At 66.3% G+C, this 19,943-nt stretch carries 20 protein-coding genes (1 of these 20 running past the window's edge); 8 read left to right on the top strand and 12 right to left on the bottom strand.

Annotated elements, in window-relative coordinates:
* Nucleotide 1 precedes the first annotated feature (1 nt).
* From AC4PTB_RS16685 to AC4PTB_RS16670, 4 genes are all read right to left on the bottom strand, one after another.
* On the bottom strand, nucleotides 2-877 hold the full coding sequence (locus tag AC4PTB_RS16685) for an SPFH domain-containing protein (RefSeq protein ID WP_492192652.1): 876 nt from the start codon (nucleotides 875-877) through the stop codon (nucleotides 2-4).
* Nucleotides 878-946: 69 nt separating this feature from the next.
* Entirely contained in the window at nucleotides 947-1,102 is a 156-nt protein-coding gene (locus AC4PTB_RS16680) for a hypothetical protein (protein WP_492190975.1), read from the bottom strand.
* Complete coding sequence (locus tag AC4PTB_RS16675; RefSeq protein WP_492190974.1) at nucleotides 1,103-1,339, bottom strand: GlsB/YeaQ/YmgE family stress response membrane protein; 237 nt, start codon at nucleotides 1,337-1,339, stop codon at nucleotides 1,103-1,105.
* An 82-nt stretch (nucleotides 1,340-1,421) separates the two neighbouring features.
* Entirely contained in the window at nucleotides 1,422-2,600 is a 1,179-nt protein-coding gene (locus tag AC4PTB_RS16670; protein ID WP_492190973.1) for a MalY/PatB family protein, read from the bottom strand.
* A gap of 181 nt (nucleotides 2,601-2,781) precedes the next feature.
* Here AC4PTB_RS16670 and def (AC4PTB_RS16665) point away from each other — a divergent pair, with 181 nt between their 5' ends.
* Genes def (AC4PTB_RS16665) through fmt form a run of 3 tightly spaced genes read left to right on the top strand, consistent with a single transcriptional unit; the run spans nucleotide 2,782 to nucleotide 4,715 of the window.
* Entirely contained in the window at nucleotides 2,782-3,312 is a 531-nt protein-coding gene (def, locus tag AC4PTB_RS16665; protein WP_492190972.1) for a peptide deformylase, read from the top strand.
* On the top strand, nucleotides 3,313-3,822 hold the full coding sequence (gene def / locus AC4PTB_RS16660) for a peptide deformylase (protein ID WP_492190971.1): 510 nt from the start codon (nucleotides 3,313-3,315) through the stop codon (nucleotides 3,820-3,822).
* A complete protein-coding gene (gene fmt, locus AC4PTB_RS16655) occupies nucleotides 3,822-4,715 on the top strand; it encodes a methionyl-tRNA formyltransferase (protein WP_492190970.1) in 894 nt (297 codons plus the stop codon). The genes def (AC4PTB_RS16660) and fmt overlap by 1 nt, the downstream gene beginning before the upstream one ends.
* 2 nt (nucleotides 4,716-4,717) lie before the next feature.
* On the opposite strand, the gene AC4PTB_RS16650 is transcribed toward fmt, so the two are convergent.
* Nucleotides 4,718-5,068: a hypothetical protein gene (locus AC4PTB_RS16650; RefSeq protein WP_492190969.1), complete on the bottom strand. Its 351-nt coding sequence runs from the start codon at nucleotides 5,066-5,068 to the stop codon at nucleotides 4,718-4,720.
* A gap of 178 nt (nucleotides 5,069-5,246) precedes the next feature.
* On the opposite strand from AC4PTB_RS16650, the gene AC4PTB_RS16645 reads away from it, so the two are divergent.
* Nucleotides 5,247-6,413, top strand: a complete 1,167-nt coding sequence (locus AC4PTB_RS16645; protein WP_492190968.1) for a lytic murein transglycosylase — start codon at nucleotides 5,247-5,249, stop codon at nucleotides 6,411-6,413.
* Here AC4PTB_RS16645 and AC4PTB_RS16640 read toward each other — a convergent pair whose 3' ends face one another.
* Both AC4PTB_RS16640 and AC4PTB_RS16635 read right to left on the bottom strand, forming a co-directional pair.
* The gene (locus AC4PTB_RS16640) at nucleotides 6,414-7,880 is read right to left on the bottom strand and encodes an HlyD family type I secretion periplasmic adaptor subunit (protein WP_492190967.1); all 1,467 of its coding nucleotides are present in this window, start codon (nucleotides 7,878-7,880) and stop codon (nucleotides 6,414-6,416) included. It abuts the gene before it with no gap.
* The gene (locus AC4PTB_RS16635; protein WP_492190966.1) at nucleotides 7,877-9,613 is read right to left on the bottom strand and encodes a type I secretion system permease/ATPase; all 1,737 of its coding nucleotides are present in this window, start codon (nucleotides 9,611-9,613) and stop codon (nucleotides 7,877-7,879) included. Before AC4PTB_RS16635 ends, AC4PTB_RS16640 begins: the two co-directional genes overlap by 4 nt.
* Before the next feature lie 223 nt (nucleotides 9,614-9,836).
* Between AC4PTB_RS16635 and AC4PTB_RS16630 the strand changes: the two genes are divergently transcribed.
* Complete coding sequence (locus tag AC4PTB_RS16630; RefSeq protein ID WP_492190965.1) at nucleotides 9,837-10,583, top strand: MlaA family lipoprotein; 747 nt, start codon at nucleotides 9,837-9,839, stop codon at nucleotides 10,581-10,583.
* Nucleotides 10,573-11,178: an MlaC/ttg2D family ABC transporter substrate-binding protein gene (locus AC4PTB_RS16625; protein ID WP_492190964.1), complete on the top strand. Its 606-nt coding sequence runs from the start codon at nucleotides 10,573-10,575 to the stop codon at nucleotides 11,176-11,178. The genes AC4PTB_RS16630 and AC4PTB_RS16625 overlap by 11 nt, the downstream gene beginning before the upstream one ends.
* Nucleotides 11,179-11,236: 58 nt before the next feature.
* Here AC4PTB_RS16625 and AC4PTB_RS16620 read toward each other — a convergent pair whose 3' ends face one another.
* On the bottom strand, nucleotides 11,237-13,543 hold the full coding sequence (locus AC4PTB_RS16620) for a transglycosylase domain-containing protein (protein ID WP_492190963.1): 2,307 nt from the start codon (nucleotides 13,541-13,543) through the stop codon (nucleotides 11,237-11,239).
* Between the two features lie 258 nt (nucleotides 13,544-13,801).
* Here AC4PTB_RS16620 and AC4PTB_RS16615 point away from each other — a divergent pair, with 258 nt between their 5' ends.
* Both AC4PTB_RS16615 and AC4PTB_RS16610 read left to right on the top strand, forming a co-directional pair.
* Nucleotides 13,802-14,140, top strand: a complete 339-nt coding sequence (locus tag AC4PTB_RS16615) for a P-II family nitrogen regulator (RefSeq protein WP_492190962.1) — start codon at nucleotides 13,802-13,804, stop codon at nucleotides 14,138-14,140.
* A 23-nt stretch (nucleotides 14,141-14,163) separates the two neighbouring features.
* On the top strand, nucleotides 14,164-15,525 hold the full coding sequence (locus AC4PTB_RS16610; RefSeq protein ID WP_492190961.1) for an ammonium transporter: 1,362 nt from the start codon (nucleotides 14,164-14,166) through the stop codon (nucleotides 15,523-15,525).
* Between the two features lie 55 nt (nucleotides 15,526-15,580).
* On the opposite strand, the gene AC4PTB_RS16605 is transcribed toward AC4PTB_RS16610, so the two are convergent.
* The 4 genes from AC4PTB_RS16605 to AC4PTB_RS16590 all read right to left on the bottom strand — a co-directional run.
* The gene (locus AC4PTB_RS16605; RefSeq protein WP_492190960.1) at nucleotides 15,581-17,140 is read right to left on the bottom strand and encodes a DHA2 family efflux MFS transporter permease subunit; all 1,560 of its coding nucleotides are present in this window, start codon (nucleotides 17,138-17,140) and stop codon (nucleotides 15,581-15,583) included.
* Between the two features lie 3 nt (nucleotides 17,141-17,143).
* Nucleotides 17,144-18,226 (bottom strand): HlyD family secretion protein, encoded by a 1,083-nt coding sequence (locus AC4PTB_RS16600; RefSeq protein WP_492190959.1) that lies wholly within the window; start codon nucleotides 18,224-18,226, stop codon nucleotides 17,144-17,146.
* Nucleotides 18,216-18,677, bottom strand: a complete 462-nt coding sequence (locus tag AC4PTB_RS16595; protein ID WP_492190958.1) for a MarR family winged helix-turn-helix transcriptional regulator — start codon at nucleotides 18,675-18,677, stop codon at nucleotides 18,216-18,218. The genes AC4PTB_RS16600 and AC4PTB_RS16595 overlap by 11 nt, the downstream gene beginning before the upstream one ends.
* A 111-nt stretch (nucleotides 18,678-18,788) precedes the next feature.
* Nucleotides 18,789-19,943, bottom strand: partial view of an amino acid aminotransferase gene (locus AC4PTB_RS16590; RefSeq protein WP_492190957.1) — the 3' portion only. Its footprint extends 27 nt past the window's final position; the window shows 1,155 of its 1,182 coding nt (coding positions 28-1,182); its start codon lies beyond the right edge, outside the window; the stop codon is at nucleotides 18,789-18,791.

The following is a 19,943-nucleotide window of genomic DNA, read 5'->3' as shown; positions in this document are numbered from 1 at the left end:
ATCATTTCTTCCACATCTTGAAGGCTTCGCCAAAGGCTTCAAGCGCCGAGGTCGGCAGCAGCACCGTCTGCTTGCCCGCGCCCGCGGCAACCTTGGCCACGGCGTCGACCTGTTTCAGCGCCACCTGATATTGCGCCGCCTCGATACCGTTCTTCGCGATCGCCTCGGCAATCACCGAGGTCGCGAAAGCCTCGGCCTCGGCGGTGACGCGGATCGCCTTGGCGGCTTGTTCGGCGGCGTAAAGATCGGCATCGGCGGCCAGTTCGACCGCCCGCTTGCGACCCTCGGCCTCCATCACTTGCGCGCGCCGCGCCCGTTCGGCGTTCAGCTGCTGCAACATCGCCGCCCGGGTCGCCTCGTCCAGATTCACGTCGAGAATCTCGGTCCGGGTGACTTCAATCCCCCAGTCATCGACGACATTCGCCACGTTGTCGCGGATATGGGTGATCAGCTGCGACCGGTTCGACTGCACGGTGTCCAGCTCCATCTGCCCGATCTGCGAGCGCACGATCCCGGCAACGGTGGTGGCGATGGCGGCATCGATATCGCGAATCCGGTAGACGGTCTTTTCCGGCTCGATGACGCGATAAAAGACCGAGGTATCGACCTGCACCAGCACGTTGTCGGCGGTGATCGCATCCTGCCGCGTGGTGGGCAGCTGCCGTTCCAGCACCGAGACCTTGTGCGCGACGCGGTCGAGGAAGGGGACGATGAAGTTGATGCCGGGGCCAAGCACGGCGCGCAACCGGCCGAAACGCTCGACCACATGTTTTTCGGATTGCGGCACGATCCGCACGCCCAGGAAAACGCAAAGGATCAGGAACAGGGCGACGGCCAGCATGATCGCATTGCCGCCGATGAAATCGGATGGAGTGATCGGGTCCAAAGGAACCTCCCGTGTGAAACTGCCCTCAATATGGGGGCAGGTCGCGGGTGGCGAAAGGGGTCATGGCTCGGGAACCAGTTTCAGCCCGACAAGGATCGCGACGACGACGACGGCCCAGCCGCCCGGGCGGCTCATCAGCCAGATGCCGAGGGCGAGCGCCGCCCAGATCAGCCGCAAGGAGGCGGTGCCCGCAAAGCCGAGGAAGGGGCCCCACATCTAGCGGCGGCCCCAGCGCTGCCAGGCCCAGATCAGCGCCATGGCACCGAGGACGGCGCCGACGAAGCCCGCCATCAGCCCCATGATCGAACTCAGCAGGCGCAGAACAAGGCCGCCGATCAGCGCGCCGAAGATGCCAAGGGCGATGGTCGTCGGAATGTCGGTGTTCACCTTCATCAGCCGCGTCGCCAGATAGCCGGCGGCAGTGCCGATGATCAGGAAAGTGAGGATGGGCATGGGGGCCTCCCGTTCGCGCCTGCCGAATATGGGGGCAGGCGGGAGGGTTGGAAAGGCCCCCCCGTCAGGCATGCGGTCGCGGTTATTGCAGATCGGCGAAGGCCTGTTGCAGCCGGGTGGCCGCCTCGATCACCCGCGCCCGTGGCGTGGCCAGGTTGAAGCGCAGGAAGCCGTTGCCGCCAAGGCCGAAGGTGGCGCCGTGATTGGCGGCGATCTTCGCGGTTTTTTCTACCCGCGCGATGAATTCGGTCGTGTCCATGCCGGTTCCCGAGAAATCGACCCAGGCCAGATAGGTGGCCTCGAGCGGCATCGATCTGACACCCGGGATCGTGTTCACGATCGCGTCGAAGGCCTGCCGGTTGCCATCCAGATAGCGGTTCAGCGCATCGACCCAAGCCGCGCCTTCGGGGGAATAGGCGGCGGTGGCCATGGCGATGCCGAAGCTGTTTGCCGAAATCCCCAGCGCCGCCATCGTCGCGGCAAACCGCCCCCTCAGCGCCGGATCGGCGATGATCACATTGCCGGAATGGCCGCCCGCGATGTTGAAGGTCTTGGTCGTCGCCGTCATCATCACCACCGGCTGATCGGGCGCGGCGACGGCCATCGGGCTATGACGGTGCCCGGGCATCACCAGATCATGGTGGATTTCGTCCGAGACAAGGATCAGGTTGTGGCGCCGCGCAAAATCGGCCGTTGCCTTCAGCTCGGCCTCGGTCCAGACCCGCCCGCCCGGATTGTGCGGCGAGCACAGGATCAGCATCTTCGCCGTCCCGTCCATCCGCGCCTCCCAGGCGTCGAAATCCATTTCATAGCGGCCCCCGACCATCTTCAGCGGGCATTCGACCACCTTGCGCCCCGCGGCGCGGATGACCCGGGCGAAGGCATGATAGACCGGCGTCATCAGAACGACGCCATCGCCCGGTTCGGTGAAGGCCTGCAGGCACAGCGCCGTGCCGTTCACCAGCCCATGCGTGGTGAAAATCCACTCGGGCTGGATCTTCCAGCCGTGCCGATTGGCCATCCACCACTGAATCGCGGCCTGATAGGCGCTTTCGTCGCCCCAGTAGCCATAGACGCCCTGGTTCAGCAGCCCTTGCAGCGCGTCTTGCACCGCCTGCGGCGGGCGGAAGTCCATATCCGCCACCCACATCGCGATTCCCTCCTGCGGGGAAACGCCATAAAGGCTCTCCATGCAGTCCCATTTCACCGAATGGGTGCCGATGCGGTCGATGACTTCGTCGAAGTCGGGAAGGGCGGTCATGGCAGGCTCCTGGTCGTGGCGTCTCGGGGTGTCGTTCTGGATGAGAGTGATATTCCGGTCCAATGTTCCAGTGAAGATGAAATAATTGGAACGTTGTCCTGAAATTTTGCCATTTTGCAGAACGACCCTGCGCGCAAAGGTCGCCATTGCACGACCGGCCCGCATCCAATAAAAAATGCGCATGACAACGCGCCCCATCCTGATCCATCCCGATCCCCGGCTCAAGAAGCTTTGCGACCCCGTCGCAGCGCTGGACGACACGATTCGCCAACTGGCCGATGACATGCTGGAAACCATGTATGACGCCCCCGGTGTTGGCCTGGCCGCGCCGCAGATCGGCGTCATGTCGCGCATCTTCGTGATGGATTGCGCGAAGGAAAAGACCGGCTTCCCCGAGGCCATGGTGCTGATCAACCCGGAAATCACCTGGGTCTCCGAAGAAAAGAACGTGCACGAGGAAGGCTGCCTCTCGCTGCCCGAGCAATATGCCGATGTGACCCGCCCGAAAGAGGTGCGGATGCGCTGGCTTGGCCTTGACGGCCAGATGCACGAGGAACAGTTCGACGGCCTTTGGGCGACCTGCGCGCAGCATGAACTCGACCACCTGAACGGCAAGCTTTTCATTGATCATCTGGGTCCGCTGAAGCGGCAGATGGTCACCCGCAAGCTGGAAAAGCTGAAGCGGGAATGGGCGCGCGAGGGGCGGGGCTAAGTGGCCGTCCGTCCCTTCATCCGCTTTGACGACAAGCGGTTGCATACCGCCGCGGAGCCGGTGACCGAAATCACCGACGAGATCCGCACGATCTGGGCCGATATGGTCGACACGATGGAGGCGATGCCCGGGCAGGGCGTTGGGCTGGCGGCGCCGCAGATCGGCGTGATGCTGCGGCTTGCCGTCGTCGATGCTTCCGAAGCGCGGGGGCAGGCGATCCTGATGGCCAATCCCGAGGTGCTGCATGCCTCGGGCCAGATGCGGGACCATGACGAGGCCAGCCCGAACCTGCCCGGCGTCTGGGCGACGATCTCGCGGCCGCGTGCGGTGACGGTGCGGTTCCTGAATGCGGCGGGCGCGGTCGAAGAGCGCGATTTCGTGCACCTTTGGGCGACCTCGGTGCAGCACCAGATCGACCATCTGAACGGCAAGACCTATGTCGATCACCTCAGCATGTTGAAGCGCAAGATGCTGGTGGCGAAATCGGCCAAATTCGCGAAGAAAGCCTGATGCGCGTCATCTTCATGGGAACGCCCGAATTTTCGGTGCCGGTGCTGGAGGCGCTGGCCGCCCGGCACGAGGTTGTCGCTGTCTACAGCCAGCCGCCCCGGCCCGCCGGGCGTGGAAAGGCGCTGCGGCCCTCGCCCGTGCAGGCCCGCGCCGAGGCCCTGGGTCTGCCGGTCCGCCATCCGCTGAATTTCAAGGCCCCCGAGGATCGCGAAGCCTTTGCCGATCTGAACGCCGATATCGCCGTTGTCGTCGCCTATGGGCTGATCCTGCCGCAGGCGATTCTGGATGCGCCGAAACGCGGGTGCCTGAACATTCACGCCTCGCTGTTGCCGCGCTGGCGGGGGGCGGCGCCGATTCACCGGGCGATCCTGTCGGGCGATGCGGAAACCGGGATCTGCATCATGCAGATGGAGGCGGGGCTGGATACCGGCCCGGTGCTGTTGCGCGAAAAGCTGGCGATCGGCGCGACCGAGACGACCGGCGAATTGCATGACCGGCTGAGCGGGATGGGCGCGCGGATGATCTGCGAAACGCTCGACCGGCTCGACAGCCTGACCCCCGAGGCGCAGCCCGAAGCGGGCGTGACCTATGCCGCCAAGATCGACAAGGCCGAGGCGAAGATCGACTGGACCCGTCCGGCGGCGGAGCTGGTGCGGCTGGTGAACGGGTTGTCGCCCTTTCCGGGGGCCTGGTGCGAGGTGGCGGGCGAGCGGGTGAAACTGCTGCGCGCCGATCTGGTCGCCGGGGCCGGGGAACCGGGAACGGTGCTGCAGGGCTTCGACATTGCCTGCGGCACGGGGGCGCTTCGGGTGCTGGAAGCGCAAAGGGAGGGCAAGAAACCGATGCCCTCCGCGGAAATTCTCAAAGGTCTGGCGCTGCCCGCGCGGCTGTAACTTTACGCCGGGGGCATGAAGCCCAGCGGCGGCGTGCGGTCTTCACGTTCGAAATCGAGCGCGGGGCCATGGCGCACCGGGGTTTCGCGCTTGGTCGAACAGATCAGCTCGAAGCCATCGACCTCGGCGGCGACGATCAGGGCGGTGGCAATGGGGCGTTCGCCGTCGAAGATCTGGACATGGCCGCGCAGATTGGTGACCTGCGCCGCATCCAGCGAAAAGCCGCCCGACCAGCGTTTCAGGATCGGCCAGACACGACCCCCGGCATGCACGCTCAGCCGCGCCGGGCGTTTGCTGTCGCGCCGGGTCGCCTCGCGCAGGCCGGCCAGAATTTCCTTCGACAAGAACTCCATCTTACCCTCCAGCGGGTCACCCCTCCCCGGGCAACCCATGTGCCAAGTGTGTGATGTGAGACGTAAAAATCAAGTGAATACCTGATGACGCCGCGCTGACGTTCCGTAAACGCAACGCCCGGTTGCCCCGCGGCCCGGCGCCGATTACCCTGCGGAAAGATCCTTTCCGGAGAAACCGATGCGATCCCCCCTTGCGCCGTTGCTGTTCAGCCTCTGCCTGCCTCTTGCCGCCCATGCCGAATGCGGCGGAAATTTTTCCGGCTTCGTCGCGGGGCTGAAGGCCGAGATGCAGCGCAATGGCCTGTCCGCCGCGACGGCTGATTCGTTTTTCGCGGGTGTGCGGCAGGAGGAACGGGTGCTGAAAGCCGACCGGGCGCAGGGCGTGTTCCGGAAAAGCTTCCTTGATTTTCAGGCCTCGGTGATTTCGAAGAACCGGCTGCAGATAGGCGCGGCGATGGCGCAGAAATATGCGGGCATCTTCGATGCGGCGGAACGGCAATACGGCGTCTCGCGCGGGGTGCTTTTGGCGTTCTGGGCGCTGGAGACCGATTTCGGCAAAGTGCAGGGCGATTTCAACACCCGCGACGCGCTGGTGACACTGGCGCATGATTGCCGCCGCCCGGATCTGTTCCGGCCGCAGGTTCTGGCCGCGGCCGAGCTTTACGCGCGCGGCGATTTCGACCCGGAGCGCAGCCGTGGCGCCTGGGCGGGCGAGATCGGGCAGGTGCAGATGCTGCCCGCCGACATCCTGCGCAACGGCGTCGACGGCGATGGCGACGGGCATGTGAACCTCAAGGGCTCCAGCGCCGATGCGCTGATGTCGGGGGCGAAGATGATCGCCTCGATGGGCTGGCGTCCGGGCGAGCCGTGGTTGCAGGAAATCATCGTGCCTGCGGACATGGACTGGGCACAGACCGGGCTTGACCGCAGCCTGTCCACCGCCGATTGGGCGCGGATGGGGGTGGTGCCGCGCTCGGGTCGGTTTGCGGGGCCGCAGGGGTCGGTGCTCTTGCCGATGGGGCGCAAGGGCCCGGCCTTCATCGCCTATCCGAATTTCCGCGTGCTGTTTGAGTGGAACAAGAGCTTCGTCTATGTCACCACCGCCGCCTATTTCGCGACGCGGCTGGAGGGCGCCCCCCGGGTCGATCCGCGCGCGGCCGAACCCGGTCTGGCCCCCGCGCAGATGAAGGCGCTGCAACAGCAGCTGCAGGTGCGCGGCCATGATGTCGGGCCGATCGACGGCATTCTGGGCGAAAAGACCCGCGAAGCCGTGCAGATCGAACAGGGCCGACTGGGCCTGCCCGCCGATGCCTGGCCGACGCCTGCGCTGCTGGACCGGCTCTGATCAGTCCTCGCGGAAGGCGCGGGTGAAGTAATCGGTGAAGGGCTTGGTCAGATAGGCCAGCGGGCTGCGGTCCCCGGTGCGGATATAGACCTCGGCGGGCATGCCGGGCAGCAGCTGCAACGCGCCCAGCTTTTCCGCCTCGCCCGGGTCCAGCATCACCTCGGCGCGGAAATAGGACATGCGCGAGGCTTCGTCGACCAGCGCATCGGCCGAAATCTGCGTCACCTGGCCGAACAGCTCGGGCGTCGTGCGGCTGGCAAAGGCGGGGAAGCGCAGCGCCACCGGCTGACCGATTCGCACCTCGTCGATGTTGATCGGCGAGATCTGCGCCGCCACCAGCAGCGGCCGGTCCTGCGGCACGATGTAAAGCACGGGCTCCGCGGCCCGGATCACCGCGCGCGGCGTCGTCACCGTCATCGCATAGACGATCCCGCCCACCGGCGCGCGCATGTCCAGCCGCTCGATCTGTTCGGTCAGCGACCGGCGCCGTTCCGCCAGTTCAAGTTCGCGATAGCCGATGTCGCGCAGCTCGGTTTCGGCATCCTCGCGCCGCTGCGAGGTCAGACGCAGCGCCTCCAGATCCAGTTCGGTCACCTTGCCCTCGGCCTGGGCCTTTTGCGCCACCAGCGCGCCGACTTCGCCGGCCAGACTGGCCGCCTCGCGCTGCAGCGCCAGCACCCGGCTGGCCTGCGCCAGCCCCTTGTCCAGCAATTGCTGCTGATCGGCCAGTTCCCGCGCGATCAGTGCCTCCTGCTCCTCGGTGGCACTGCGCTGCGCCTCGATGCCGCCGATCTGCGCCTGGGTCTGCTCGGCGCGCTTGGTCACCTGATCAAGCGCCTTGCGCAGGGTTTGCGCCCGCGCCTCGAACAGCCGCCGCTGCCCCTCGACCAGCTCGGCCACATCGGGACGGGTCCGGGCCGCCTCGAGCAGTTCGGGATGGAACCGGATCTCGGGCGCATCCGCCCGTTCCGCCTCCAGCCGCCCGCGCCGGGCCAGCAGCTCGAAGAACTGCCCCTCGACGATGGCGCGTTCCGACCGCACCAGATCGCCGTCAAGCCGGATCAACAGCTGCCCGGCGCTGACGCTATCGCCCTCGTGCACATGGATTTCGGCGACCACGCCGCCATCGGGATGCTGCACCACCTGCCGGTGCTGATCGACCTCGATCTGCCCCGAGGCGATGACCGCCCCGGCGATCGAGGACACCACCGACCAGAGCCCGAAGCCGCCGACCAGAACCGCCAGCGTCACATAGCCGATCAGCAGCGCGCCCCGGGGCGAGATCCGCGCCTCGGCCGGGGGGGTGGCTGCCGGTTCGCTCCGTCGGGGCGGGGCGGGAAGGCCGGTCTGCGCCAGCTGCGGTGCGGTCGCCCCGGCGGGGGCGGGGGGCTTGCGGCTCGGGATCGCCCGGCGCAGCGCCGCCGCCGCCTCGGAAGTCTCGGCCTCGGAATTTGGCTTGCGGGTCATGCCACGCCTCCCGGTCCGGCGCCGCGGCTCAGATCGGCCGCATTCTGCACCATCGCTTTCAACACCTCCTCGCGCGGGCCGAAAGCCCGCCGCATCCCCGCGTCAAGCACCAGAAGCGTGTCGCATTCGGCAATCGCCGCGGGCCGGTGCGCCATGATCAGCACCGCGCCGCCCGCCGCCTTCATCCCCCGCACCGCCGTGTTGAGCGCCATCGACCCCTCGTTGTCGAGATTGGCATTCGGTTCATCCAGCACCAGCAGCACCGGGTTGCCGTAAAGCGCCCGGGCAAGGCCGACGCGCTGGATCTGCCCGCCCGACAGCCGCCCGCCCGCCTGCGACACCCTTGTGTCATAGCCCTCGGGCAGATCGAGGATGAGCTGATGCGCCGCCGCCCGCCGCGCGGCATCGACGATCATCTCGGGGTCGGGCGTCGGCGACAGCCGGGCGATATTTTCCGCGATCGTGCCGTCGAACAGCGTCACCCGCTGCGGCAGATAGCCGATCAGCCCGCCCAGCACGTCGGGGTCGTAGTGATCCAGCGCCGCCCCATCCAGCCGGATCGCCCCGTTCGCCGGGCGCCAGACGCCGCAGATCGCCCGCGCCAGCGTCGATTTTCCCGCCCCCGAGGGGCCGATGATGCCGAGCGCCTGTCCGGGCTCGACGCGAAAGGACACCGCGCGCAGGGTGGCGCTTTGCGCGCCCGGCGGCACCACGGTCAGCGCCTGCGCCTCGATCAGCGCGCGCGGGCGCGGCAGCGGGGTGCGCGGCGTCTCGCGCGGGATCGCGGAGAGCAGCAGCGACAGCCGCCCCCAGCCCTCGCTGGCGCGGGCGACCAGCGCCCAGCCGCCCACCGCCTGTTCGACCGGCGCGAGCGCCCGCCCCATCAGGATCGAGCCCGCCACCATCGCGCCCGCGGTCATCTCGCCCCGCAGCACGACATAGGCGCCCATGGCCAGGATCGCCGATTGCAGGAAGGCGCGGAAGGTCTTGGTGAAGGTGGAAAAGCTGCCGCCCAGATCGGTGGCGCTCAGCATCGCCTCGACCGCCCGCTCGCGCGATTTGCGCCAGCGCAGGAACGAGGCCCCGCGCATGCCGAGCGCCTGCACCAGCTCCGCCTCGTCGCGCAGCTGGTCGGCCAGCCGGTCCGAGGCGATCTGCGCCCCGGTCGCGGTCTGCAGCGGCTTCGCCGTCATCGACTGGTTGAGCAGCGTCACCCCGATCAGAAGCGCCCCGCCCGCGATCGACAGGAACCCGAGATAGGGGTGGAAGAGGAAGATCGCGGACAGGAAGACCGGCACCCAGGGAATGTCGAACAGCGCCAGAAACACCGGCGAGGCCATCAGCTTGTTGACCGCATCAAGATCGCGCAGCCCGGTCATCGCCACCGGATCGTTCGGCACCATGCCGTTGCGGCGCAGCGCCGCCTCGAAGACGCGCGATTCGAGATCGGCCTGAAACCGTGCCCCCACCCGCGCCATCAGCCGCGCGCGCGCCAGATCCAGCAGGCCCATCGCGGTGAACAGGAAGACGACCAGCAGGAACAGCGCTGTCAGCGTCTCGACCGAACGCGCGCCCAGCACGCGGTCATAGACCTGCAACATGAAGATCGGCCCGGTCAGCATCAGCAGGTTCACGAAAGCCGAAAACAGGCCCACGCTCAGGAACAGACGTGTGCTGGCCGATCTTGCGGCGCGCAATTCCGCCTTGCCGGCTGCCAGTTCATCTCGTTTCATTCCGCCCTCTTTGTCGCGGGAAAGGGTTTGCGGCCCAAATCCTGTCTGAACGCATAAACGTTAACGCATCGAGGTGATAAAATCGTTCAGGGCGCCTTGTTTCTGCGCCTCTGTCTCCTTATTGCTTTTTGGGGTTTTACCGAAATCGAGACGGATGTCACCTGTCTTGACGCAGCGCGCCGAAGACGAGCCCCGGCCGCAACCGAGAAGACGAGAGGGGTTGATGGAACAGAGATTTGGCCTCGTCCTGATCGCAGGTCTTGCGCTTGCCGGTTGCGCCGGAGGGCCGCAGACGGCCGAGCCGGGCAGGGTGAACGACCCGATGGAAGGGGTCAACCGCAAGGTGCATGGCTTCAACAAGGGCGTTGATACGCTGCTGTTCAAGGCCCGGCCCGGTCAGCCGCGCAGCATCGACAACGGCTTCACCCGGGCGGTGTCGCGTGCAGGCGCGAACCTGTCGCTGCCCGGCAAGGTGGTCAATGCGCTGCTGCAGGGCCGTCCCGAGCCCGCGGTGAAGAACACGTTCCGCTTTGCGATCAACTCGACCATCGGTCTGGCCGGGCTGTTCGATCCGGCGGGCACCAGCTTTGCCCTGCCCGAACAGGACACCGATTTCGGCGAGACGCTGGCGGTCTGGGGCGTGGGCGAGGGCGCCTATGTGGAGCTGCCGGTCTATGGTCCCTCGACCGCGCGGGATGCGGTGGGTCGGGTCGTTGACATCGCGATGAATCCGGTCGGGCAGGTGCTGGAAGGCGCCGATGCCACGGCCGCCGCTGCCACCCGGGTCGCGGGCAAGGTCGCCGACCGCAAACGCTTCGGGGGCGTGATCGAATCGGTGCTTTACGACAGTGCCGACAGCTATGCGCAATCGCGGCTGCTCTATCTGCAGATGCGCCGCCACCAGCTTGCAGGCAAGGAGAATGACGATGCACAGGCCTGGGACCCCTATGACGACCCCTATGCGCAGTGATCGCCGCCATCTGCTGCTGGGCGGGGCTGCGGCCCTTTTCGCGGCCGTCGCGCTGCGCCCGGGGGCCGCTCTGGCGCTGACCGAGGATCAGGCCAAGGCGCTGATCGACAAGGCCGTGACCGATGTGAACACAGCCATCGCCTCGGGCCGGACCGGTCCCGCGCTTTACGCGATGTTCGAAGACCTCTACATGCGCTATGCCGACGTGCCGACGATCGCGCGTTCGGTTCTGGGCACGGCGTCGCGCACGGCAAGCCCGGCGCAGATGCAGGCCTTTACCCTCGCCTTCCGCGGCTATGTCGCGCGCAAATACGGCAAGCGCTTCCGCGAATTCAGCGCCACCCGCTTCGAAGTCGTCGGCGCCCGCAAGGTGAAGACTTTCATCGAGGTGAAGTCGATCGCCTACATGCCGGGCGAGGCCCCCTTCGAGGTGCTCTGGCATGTCTCGGACAAGTCGGGCAAGAACCTGTTCTTCAACATGATCGTCGAAGGCGTCAACATGCTGGCGGCCGAGCGCACCGAGATCGGCGCGATGCTCGACGCCCGGCGCGGCAATCTCGACCAACTGATCGCCGATCTGAAAACCGCCCAGTAAACCGCCGGGCGGCAGCGGGAAAAGAAAAACGCGGCTCCCCCGGGGCCGCGTTTTTTGATCAGTAAAGCTGACGCAGCATCGAATCGATCGCCTCGCCGAAGGATTGCGGCCCCTGCTGGCCGGGCCCCTGCTGCGCGGGCGCGGGCGCGGGCGGCTGCTGGGGCGCCTGCGGCACCGGCCGGCCCGAGGTCACAAGCTGGCCATCGACCACCGGCACGCCGCCTTCGGGGATCGGATCGCCCGAGGACCAGGCCTGACCGGGATAGACATTGTTCGGATCGGGCTGGCCGCGCCATTCCTCGGGCAGGGCCATCGGCAGGGGCGTCACCGGCTGGCCTTCCTCGACCCGGACCATCACCTCGCGCCAGATCTGTGCGGGCAGACCGCCGCCCGTGACGCCCGTCAGCGGCCGGTTGTCGTCATAGCCCATCCAGACGCCCGCCACATAATCGGCGGTGAAGCCGATGAACCAGGCATCGCGGGCGGCCTGGGTGGTGCCGGTCTTGCCCGCCACCTGCCGCCCGTCCAGCCGCGCCCGCATCCCGGTGCCCTGCTCGACGCCCTGATGCATCATCCAGATCAGCTCGCGCGCGGCCTTTTCGGAAATCACCCGCTCGCCGATGCCGGTCTCGGCACCGAACAGCGGCTCGTCCTCGCCCTTCAGCCGCAGGTCGGTCAGACCGTAGGGCCGCACCGAGGAGCCGCCGTTCAGGATCCCCGCATAGGCACCGGTCATCTCGATCAGCGTCGATTCCGACACGCCAAGCGCCACCGCCGGCCCCTCGGCCAGATCCGAGGCGAAGCCGAAATCCGATGCGACCTTGCGCACCGCATCCAGCCCGACCGACTGGCTGACCCGCACCGTCGCGGTGTTGATCGATTTCGCCAGCGCCTGCCAGATCGGGATCGGCCCGAGAAAGTCCTTGCCGTAGTTCTTCGGCGACCACGGCCCCGAGCCGCGCACGTTGATCGTCAGCGGCGCATCCTCGACGATCGAATCCGGCGTCCAGCCCAGATCCAGCGCCGCCGCATAGACGAAGGGCTTGAAGGTCGAGCCGGTCTGCCGCTTCGCCTGGGTCGCGCGGTTGAACGCCCCCGAGACCTTGGTCTTGCGCCCGCCCACCATCGCCCGCACGGCGCCATCGGAGGACATCACCACGATCGCCGCCTCGGCGGTGGACCCGTCCTTCACCCGGGTGTCGAAGATCGATTTCAGCGCCTCTTCCGCCGCGGTCTGGATGCGCTGATCCAGCGTCGTGCGGATCACCACATCGGCGGTGGCGTTCTTGCCGAAATAATCGGGGATGCTGTCCATCACCCAATCGGCAAAATACCCCCCCGCCCGGGCCTGCGCCGCCTCGGACAGCGTGGCCGGATGGGCGCGGGCGTCCTGCCACTGCGCATCGGTCAGATAGCCCTGCTCATGCATCAGCGCCAGAACCATCCCCGCGCGCTCCTGCGAGCGTTTCAGGTTGGTCGTCGGCGCATAGGTCGAGGGCGCCTTGAGCAGCCCTGCCAGCATCGCCGCCTGCTGCGGGTTCACATTCGTCGCCGAAATCCCGAAATAGCGCTGCGCCGCGGCCTCAAAACCGCGCGCCCCCGCGCCCAGATAGGCGCGGTTGAAATAGATCGTCAGGATCTCGTTCTTGGAATACTTGGCCTCCATCGCCAGCGCATAGGGAATTTCCTTGATCTTGCGCTTGATCCCGCCCGAGCGGCAGTCGGTCTCGTAGTCGGCCTCGGTCTTCCAGCGCTTCGGATCATAGGGAACGCCCAGGCACAGAAGCTTCGCCACCTGCTGGGTGATCGTCGAGCCGCCGTTGCCCTCCAGCGGGCCGCGGCCCTCGGAGAGGTTGATCGCGATCGCCGAGGCGATGCCGCGCGGGCTGACGCCGAAATGGCGATAGAAACGTTTGTCCTCGGTGGCGATGATCGCATTCTTCAGGAAGGGCGAGACATTTTCCGCGGTGGTCTGGCCGCCGAAGGTCTCGCCGCGCCAGGCGAAGACCTGACCGGCATTGTCGATCAGCGTGACCGAGCCGCGGTTGCGGCCGTCCAGCAGCGCGGTGTAATCGGGCAGCTGGCTGTAGAAATAGAATGTCGCAAGGCCAAGGATGATGCCGACCACGGCGGTCGTGCGCCAGACCGCGCCCCAGATCACCGCGAACAGGAAGCTGAACAGTCCCCGCACCAGCCCGGACAGGCCGCCCCCGCCGCCCCGCCGCGGCGGACGCGGGCTGCGGGGCTTGCGCGGCGTCTTCGTCTGGCCGGACGGCGGCGTCTTCGCCCCGGACTGCGTCACCTGCCGTGCTGTGTAGCGCCTGTCTGCCACCAGCGGCCTTTGCCGCCCGCCTGTTCCTGCCATTTCCGCCCCGGTGCCTGTTGTGGCGTGCAACTTACACCGCCGGAAACCGGATGTGGAGACGCCTCGCGTCACGATTCGGTTTTTCGAAAGCTTAAATATAAGGCTCTGCGCACAATTTGTGCGTTATCGGCCCGCAATCGGTTTTGCCCGTCGCGGGGGCAAGCAGCTTTCCTTGTGTGAAGCGCGTCGCCCGCGGCTTGATACGCTCATAAGGGTGCACCGGGCATCGGAGCGGCTGACAATAGGAAGGGACATAACGTGAAACTCATCATTGCAGCGATCAAACCGTTCAAGCTCGAGGAGGTCCGCGAAGCGCTGACCGCGATCGGCGTGCGCGGAATGATGGTGACGGAAATCAAGGGCTTCGGCGCGCAGTCGGGGCATACTGAAATTTATCGCGGCGCCGAATATGCGGTGAATTTCGTGCCGAAGGTGAAGCTTGAAATCGTCGTGGCCGACACGCTGGCCGACGAGGTGGTCGAGACGATCCTGAAAGCGGCGAAGACCGACAAGATCGGCGACGGCAAGATCTTCGTGCTCGACGTCAATCAGGCCGTGCGGGTGCGCACCGGCGAAGCTGGCGACGACGCGCTGTAAGAACCACAGGGGAAACAGGGACAATGAACAAGCTTACCAAATATGCGGGTCTTGCGACGGCGCTGGCCGTGGCGGCCCTGCCTGCCTTTGCGCAGGACGCGGCCGCTCCGGTGGCGCAAGCCGCTGCCGCCGTCACCGAAGCCGCGGCGCCGGTCGTCGACAAGGGCGATGTCGCCTGGATGATGACCTCGACGCTGCTCGTGCTGTTCATGATCATTCCGGGCCTTGCGCTGTTCTACGGCGGTCTGGTGCGCAGCAAGAACATGCTTTCCGTGCTGATGCAGACCACGATGATCACCTCGGTGGTGATGATCATCTGGGTGCTCTGGGGCTATTCCTTCACCTTCGGCGGCGGCACCAACCCGTTCTGGGGCGGTCTGGGCAAGGTCTTCCTGGCCGGTGTGACCGGCGACAGCCTGGCGGCCACCTTCACCGATGGCGTGATGATCCCCGAATATGTGTTCATCGCCTTCCAGATGACCTTCGCCGCGATCACGCCCGCGCTTTATGTCGGTGCCTTCGCCGAGCGGATGAAATTCTCGGCGGTGATCCTGTTCACCGTGCTTTGGGTCACCGTGGTCTATTTCCCGATCGCCCACATGGTCTGGGATGCCTCGGGTCTGATCTTCAACTGGGGCGCCATCGACTTTGCGGGCGGTACCGTGGTGCATATCAACGCCGGGATCACCGGTCTGATGGCGGCGATCGTTCTGGGTCCGCGCGTCGGCTTCGGCCGCGAGAACATGGCCCCGCATTCGATGACGCTGACCATGGTGGGCGCGATGATGCTTTGGGTCGGCTGGTTCGGCTTCAACGCCGGGTCCAACCTTGAGGCCACCTCGGGCGCGACGCTGGCGATGCTCAACACCTTTGTTGCCACCGCCGCTGCCGTCGTCAGCTGGTCGGCCACCGAGGCGCTGCTGCGGGGCAAGGCCTCGGGGCTCGGCGCGGCCTCGGGCATGGTCGCCGGTCTGGTGGCGATCACCCCGGCCTGCGGCACCTCGGGTCCGGTCGGTGCGATCCTGCTTGGCCTGATCGTCTCGCCGGTGTGCTACTTCTTCGTCACCAAGGTGAAGGCGATGTTCAAATACGACGACAGCCTTGACGTTTTCGGCGTGCATGGCATCGGCGGGATCGTCGGCGCGGTGATGACCGGCGTGCTGATGGCGCCCGGCTTCGGTGGCACCGGCGGCGACGATTTCTCGATCGTGTCGCAGGTGATCACCCAGATCAAGGCGGTCGTCGTGACCATCGCCTGGGCGGGCATCGGATCGCTTGTGCTGCTCTACATCGTCAAGGCCGTCACCGGCCTGCGTGTGGCCACCGATGACGAGCGTCAGGGCCTTGACCTGACCACCCATGGCGAAAGCGCCTACCACTCGTAAGAGAAAGGTCCGCAAGATCGAAAGGCCCGGGGTTTTCCCCGGGCCTTTTCCCATCTCAATCCGCATGGGCCGCGGGGGGCGCGCTGACCCCGGGCGACGCGGCGACCGGGCGGCGCAAAAGCAGGGCCAGCGGCAGGGCCGCCAGCGTGATCCACATCAGCGCCTCGAAATCATCGACATAGGCCACCATCGCTGCCTGCGCGGTGACGATCTGGTTCACCACCGCCCAGAACGCGCCCTCGCCATATTGCGCGGTCATCGACTGAGCCATCGCCCCCCCGGCGCCGCTCATCATCCCGCTGAAATTCGGATCGTAAAGCGAGATATTGGCGACCAGTTCTGTGTGGCTGATCTGGGTGTTGCGGGTCAAAAGCAGGGTGACGACGGAAATCCCGATCGACGAGCCGATGTTGCGCACCAGACTGAACAGCGCCGTCGCATCGCCGCGGAACTGCGGCGCGATGGTGGCAAAGGCCACGGTCGAGAGCGGCACGAAGACCAGCCCCAGCCCCAGCCCCTGAATGAAGCCCGAGACGATGATCGGCACCGCGTTCATCTGCGGCCCGAAGCCCGTCATGATGTAAAGCGACCAGGAGGTGAACAGAAGCCCGGTGATCACCAGCTTGCGGGCATCGATGACGCGCAGAAGTTTCCCCGCCGCGATCATCATGATCATCGTGCCGACGCCGCGCGGCGCCATCACCATCCCCGTGGTGATCACCGGATAGCCAAAGAGCGCCGAGAGCATCGGCGGCAACAGCGCCAGCGAGGCCAGAAGCACGATGCCGACGATGAAGATCAGCACCAGCCCGGTGGTGAAATTGCGGTCGGCGAACATCTTCGGGTCCAGGAACGGGTGCTCCACCCCCATGATCCAGATCACGAAGACCCAGAAGCCGCAAAGCGAGATCGCCAGCTCGATCCAGATCTCGACCGAGTTGAACCAGTCCACCTCGCCGCCGCGGTCGAGCATCAGCTGCAGCGCGCCGACCCCCAGCCCCAGCGCGGCAAAGCCGACGAAGTCGAACAGCCGGACCCGCCGCGGCATCTGCGGCAGATAGGCGGCAAGCCCCGCCAGCGCGATGATGCCCAAGGGCAGGTTGATGAAAAACACCCAGCGCCAGTTCAGCGTCTCGGTCAGATAGCCGCCCAAGGTCGGCCCGATGATCGGCCCGACCATGATCCCCGCGCCCCAGATCGCCATCGCCTGACCGTGCTTTTCGCGCGGGTTGATGTCGAGCAGGAAGGTTTGCGACAAGGGCACGATGGCGGCGCCGAAGACGCCCTGCGCCATGCGGAAGAACACCATGGATTCAAGGCTCCAGGCGATACCGCAAAGCATCGAGGTCACGACGAACCCGGCCACCGAGGCGATGAAGACCTCTTTGCGGCCGAAGCGTTCGGACATCCAGCCTGACAACGGCGTGACGATCGCCGAGGCGACGATATAGGAGGTCAGCACCCAGTTGATCGTATCGGCCGAGGCGCCAAGGTCGGCCCGCATCGAGGGCAGGGCGACATTGGCGATGGTTGTGTCCAGCACCTGCATGATCGTGGCCAGCATCAAGGACGCCGTGATCAGCCCGTGATGCCTGACCGGAACGGGGCCCTGCATGGATCAGTTCCCGACCGTCGCGGGCTGGCCCTCGGCCCGCAGTACCAGCGCGTCAAGGTTGGTCTTCGCCTTGGTGTCGACGGTGACCGCGACCGAAAGCCCGGTGCGCAGCGCGGGAAGCCCGTCCGTTGCGGTCAGGCGCAGGGTGACCGGCACGCGCTGGGTGACCTTGACCCAGTTGCCGGTGGCGTTCTGCGCCGGCAGCAACGAAAATTCCGCCCCGGTTCCCGCGCCGACGGCTTCGACCACCGCCTCGAACTCCTGGCCCGGGAAGGTGTCGAATTCGACTTCGGCCCTTTGGCCCGGGGCCATCTTGCCGATCTGGGTTTCCTTGAAATTCGCCTCGATCCAGGTGTCGCCGGTTTCCACCAGCGAAAACAGCGCCGCGCCCGCGGCGACGAACTGACCGGGCTTGAAGCTGTCGGCCTTGTAGATCACGCCATCGGCGGGGGCTTTCACCTCGGTCAGGCCCAGATTGTAGGCGGCCTTGTCGCGCGCGGTCAGTGCCGCCAGCACCATCGGATGGGCGTCGGTCGCCACCTGCGGATCGCCCCCCAGCGCGGCGAGCGCCGCCGCGACACTCTGCCGGGCCGCGGCCAGACTTTCCTGCGCCGAACTCGCATCATGCCGGGCCGCATCCAGCGCCGATTCCGTGCCAGCGCCGCGGCCGGTGATCGCCTCCTGCCGCTTCAGCTCGGACGCCAGATAATCGGCGGTGTCCTGCGCCACCTGTTCCTGCGCCCGCGCCAGATTATAGGCGGCGCGCAGCTGCGCGACCTGCAGCCGCGCCTGGGCCAGCGCCGCGTCGGCCTGGGCCAGCGCGATCCGGTAAGGCTCGGGATCGACGCGAAAGAGTGGCTGGCCCGCCGTCACCCGGTCGTTGTCGCGCACGAAGACCTCGGTCACCCGGCCCGAGATATCCGAGGCGACGGAAATCCGCGCCTGTTGCACCGCGGCATTCTCGGTCGATTCGTAGCGACCCGAATCCAGCCAGACCCAGCCGCCCGCCAGCACCAGCGCGAGCGGCAGCGTGGCCATCAGCAGTTTCTTCGGCGATTTCTTTTGGGCTTGCGTCTCAGCGGTCATGATCGGTCTCGGTCGGTTGCGAAAGGTTGCAGATGATCTGGCGCAGCATCGCCATCATCGTGTCGGAGGCGTCGGGCGGCAGGCCCGCCAAGGCCTCGGCATAGATGCCGTCGGCGATGTGGCGGGCAGCGCCGATCTGGGCGCGGGTCTGGTCGGTGGCATGAACGATGCGGATGCGGCGGTCATTCGGATCGGGGCGGCGTTCCACCCAGCCCGCCTCGGCCATCCGGTCGACCAGACGCGACAGCGAGATCGGCTCGATTTCCAAAAGCTCCGCCAGCCGCGCCTGCGGCAGCGGGCCGTGCCGCATCAGATTGACCAGCAGACGCCACTGCGCCGAGGTCAGGCCTAGCTCGGAGGCCCGAATCTCGAAGCGCCGGCGCAAAAGCCGCGCCGCGTCCTGCATCAGAAAGCCAAGGCTTTCGCGGGGAATTTCACACGCGCTCATCATCCATCCCTCGAAGATGAGCCGGTATATTATAAGCGTGCTTATGATATCAAGTGACAGGACAAGCAAAAGGGCGACCCCGGGGGGCCGCCCTTGCACAGTCTTTGTGCGAAATCACACGCCGGCAGAGATGATCGCGCGGGCGAGGATCGGCACGGTCTTCGCATTCAGCCCGGCGATGTTCAGCCGCGAATCGCCGACCATGTAGATCGCATTGTCGACGCGCATCTTTTCGACCTGCTCGGGCGAGGCGCCCAGCCGCGAGAACATGCCGCGATGGAGGGCGACGAAATCGAAGCGGTCCGAATTCGACAGCTGCCGCAGTTCCGCCGCCAGCTGCTCGCGCAGGCCCAGCATGCCTTTGCGGACTTCTTCAAGCTCGGTCATCCATTCCGCCCGCAGGGTCGGGTCGGTCAGCACCATCGTCACCAGCCGCGCGCCGTGATCGGGCGAGAAGGAATAGTTCTGCCGGTTCAGATAGGCGAGCGTGCCCTGCGTCACGTCCTTGGACGCCGCATCGGACAGCACCAGCAGGCAGCCGGTGCGCTCGCGGTAGATGCCGAAGTTCTTCGAGCAGGAGGCGGCAATCATCACCTCGGGCAGGCGCGAGGCGATCAGCCGGGTGCCTGCGGCGTCTTCCTCAAGACCATCGCCAAAGCCCTGATAGGCGAGGTCGATCATCGGCACGGCGCCCTTGGCTTCCAGAAGGTCCGCGACGGCGGCCCATTGATCCAGCGTCAGGTTCGCCCCGGTCGGGTTGTGGCAGCAGCCGTGCAGCAGCACGACATCGCCCGCCTTGATCTGTGCCAGGTCTTCCATCATCGCGTCGAAAGCCACCGCACGGGCGGCGCTGTCGAAATAGCGATAAAGCTTATAGTCCTGCTTCATGAAGGCGAGGATCGACAGGTGGTTCGGCCAGGTCGGGTCCGACACCCAGACAGTGCAGCCCGGATTGGCCAGACGCGCCAGCTCAAACGCCTGACGGCAAGCGCCGGTGCCGCCCACGGTCGCCAGACAGGACAGACGCTCTGCCGGATAGCCCGCGCCCAGCACCATTTCCGCCATCGCGGCATGGAAGGCAGGCTCGCCCGCCAGCGCGGTATAGGTCTTGCTGGTTTCCGTTTCCCAAAGCTGCTTTTCGGCCGATTTGATCGCCCGCATCACCGGGGTCCGGCCTTCGGCGTCCTTGTAGACCCCGACGCCAAGGTCGATCTTGTCCGTCCGCGGATCGGCGCGGAACTGGCCCATCAGCGCCAAGATCTTGTCAGG

This window comes from Rhodobacter sp. 4.3.4, from assembly GCF_058724655.1.
Note: the sequence above shows the minus strand (reverse complement) of the source record. Positions and strands in the feature narration are given on the sequence as shown.

What these genes read in the sequence shown, in the direction of transcription:
- AC4PTB_RS16680 (WP_492190975.1), bottom strand. Translation starts at nt 1,102, where the DNA reads ATGTGGGGCCCCTTCCTCGGCTTTGCGGGCACCGCCTCCTTGCGGCTG.
- AC4PTB_RS16675 (WP_492190974.1), bottom strand. Translation starts at nt 1,339, where the DNA reads ATGCCCATCCTCACTTTCCTGATCATCGGCACTGCCGCCGGCTATCTG.
- AC4PTB_RS16670 (WP_492190973.1), bottom strand. Translation starts at nt 2,600, where the DNA reads ATGACCGCCCTTCCCGACTTCGACGAAGTCATCGACCGCATCGGCACC.
- def (WP_492190972.1), top strand. Translation starts at nt 2,782, where the DNA reads ATGACAACGCGCCCCATCCTGATCCATCCCGATCCCCGGCTCAAGAAG.
- fmt (WP_492190970.1), top strand. Translation starts at nt 3,822, where the DNA reads ATGCGCGTCATCTTCATGGGAACGCCCGAATTTTCGGTGCCGGTGCTG.
- AC4PTB_RS16650 (WP_492190969.1), bottom strand. Translation starts at nt 5,068, where the DNA reads ATGGAGTTCTTGTCGAAGGAAATTCTGGCCGGCCTGCGCGAGGCGACC.
- AC4PTB_RS16645 (WP_492190968.1), top strand. Translation starts at nt 5,247, where the DNA reads ATGCGATCCCCCCTTGCGCCGTTGCTGTTCAGCCTCTGCCTGCCTCTT.
- AC4PTB_RS16640 (WP_492190967.1), bottom strand. Translation starts at nt 7,880, where the DNA reads ATGACCCGCAAGCCAAATTCCGAGGCCGAGACTTCCGAGGCGGCGGCG.
- AC4PTB_RS16635 (WP_492190966.1), bottom strand. Translation starts at nt 9,613, where the DNA reads ATGAAACGAGATGAACTGGCAGCCGGCAAGGCGGAATTGCGCGCCGCA.
- AC4PTB_RS16630 (WP_492190965.1), top strand. Translation starts at nt 9,837, where the DNA reads ATGGAACAGAGATTTGGCCTCGTCCTGATCGCAGGTCTTGCGCTTGCC.
- AC4PTB_RS16625 (WP_492190964.1), top strand. Translation starts at nt 10,573, where the DNA reads ATGCGCAGTGATCGCCGCCATCTGCTGCTGGGCGGGGCTGCGGCCCTT.
- AC4PTB_RS16620 (WP_492190963.1), bottom strand. Translation starts at nt 13,543, where the DNA reads ATGGCAGGAACAGGCGGGCGGCAAAGGCCGCTGGTGGCAGACAGGCGC.
- AC4PTB_RS16610 (WP_492190961.1), top strand. Translation starts at nt 14,164, where the DNA reads ATGAACAAGCTTACCAAATATGCGGGTCTTGCGACGGCGCTGGCCGTG.
- AC4PTB_RS16605 (WP_492190960.1), bottom strand. Translation starts at nt 17,140, where the DNA reads ATGCAGGGCCCCGTTCCGGTCAGGCATCACGGGCTGATCACGGCGTCC.
- AC4PTB_RS16600 (WP_492190959.1), bottom strand. Translation starts at nt 18,226, where the DNA reads ATGACCGCTGAGACGCAAGCCCAAAAGAAATCGCCGAAGAAACTGCTG.
- AC4PTB_RS16595 (WP_492190958.1), bottom strand. Translation starts at nt 18,677, where the DNA reads ATGATGAGCGCGTGTGAAATTCCCCGCGAAAGCCTTGGCTTTCTGATG.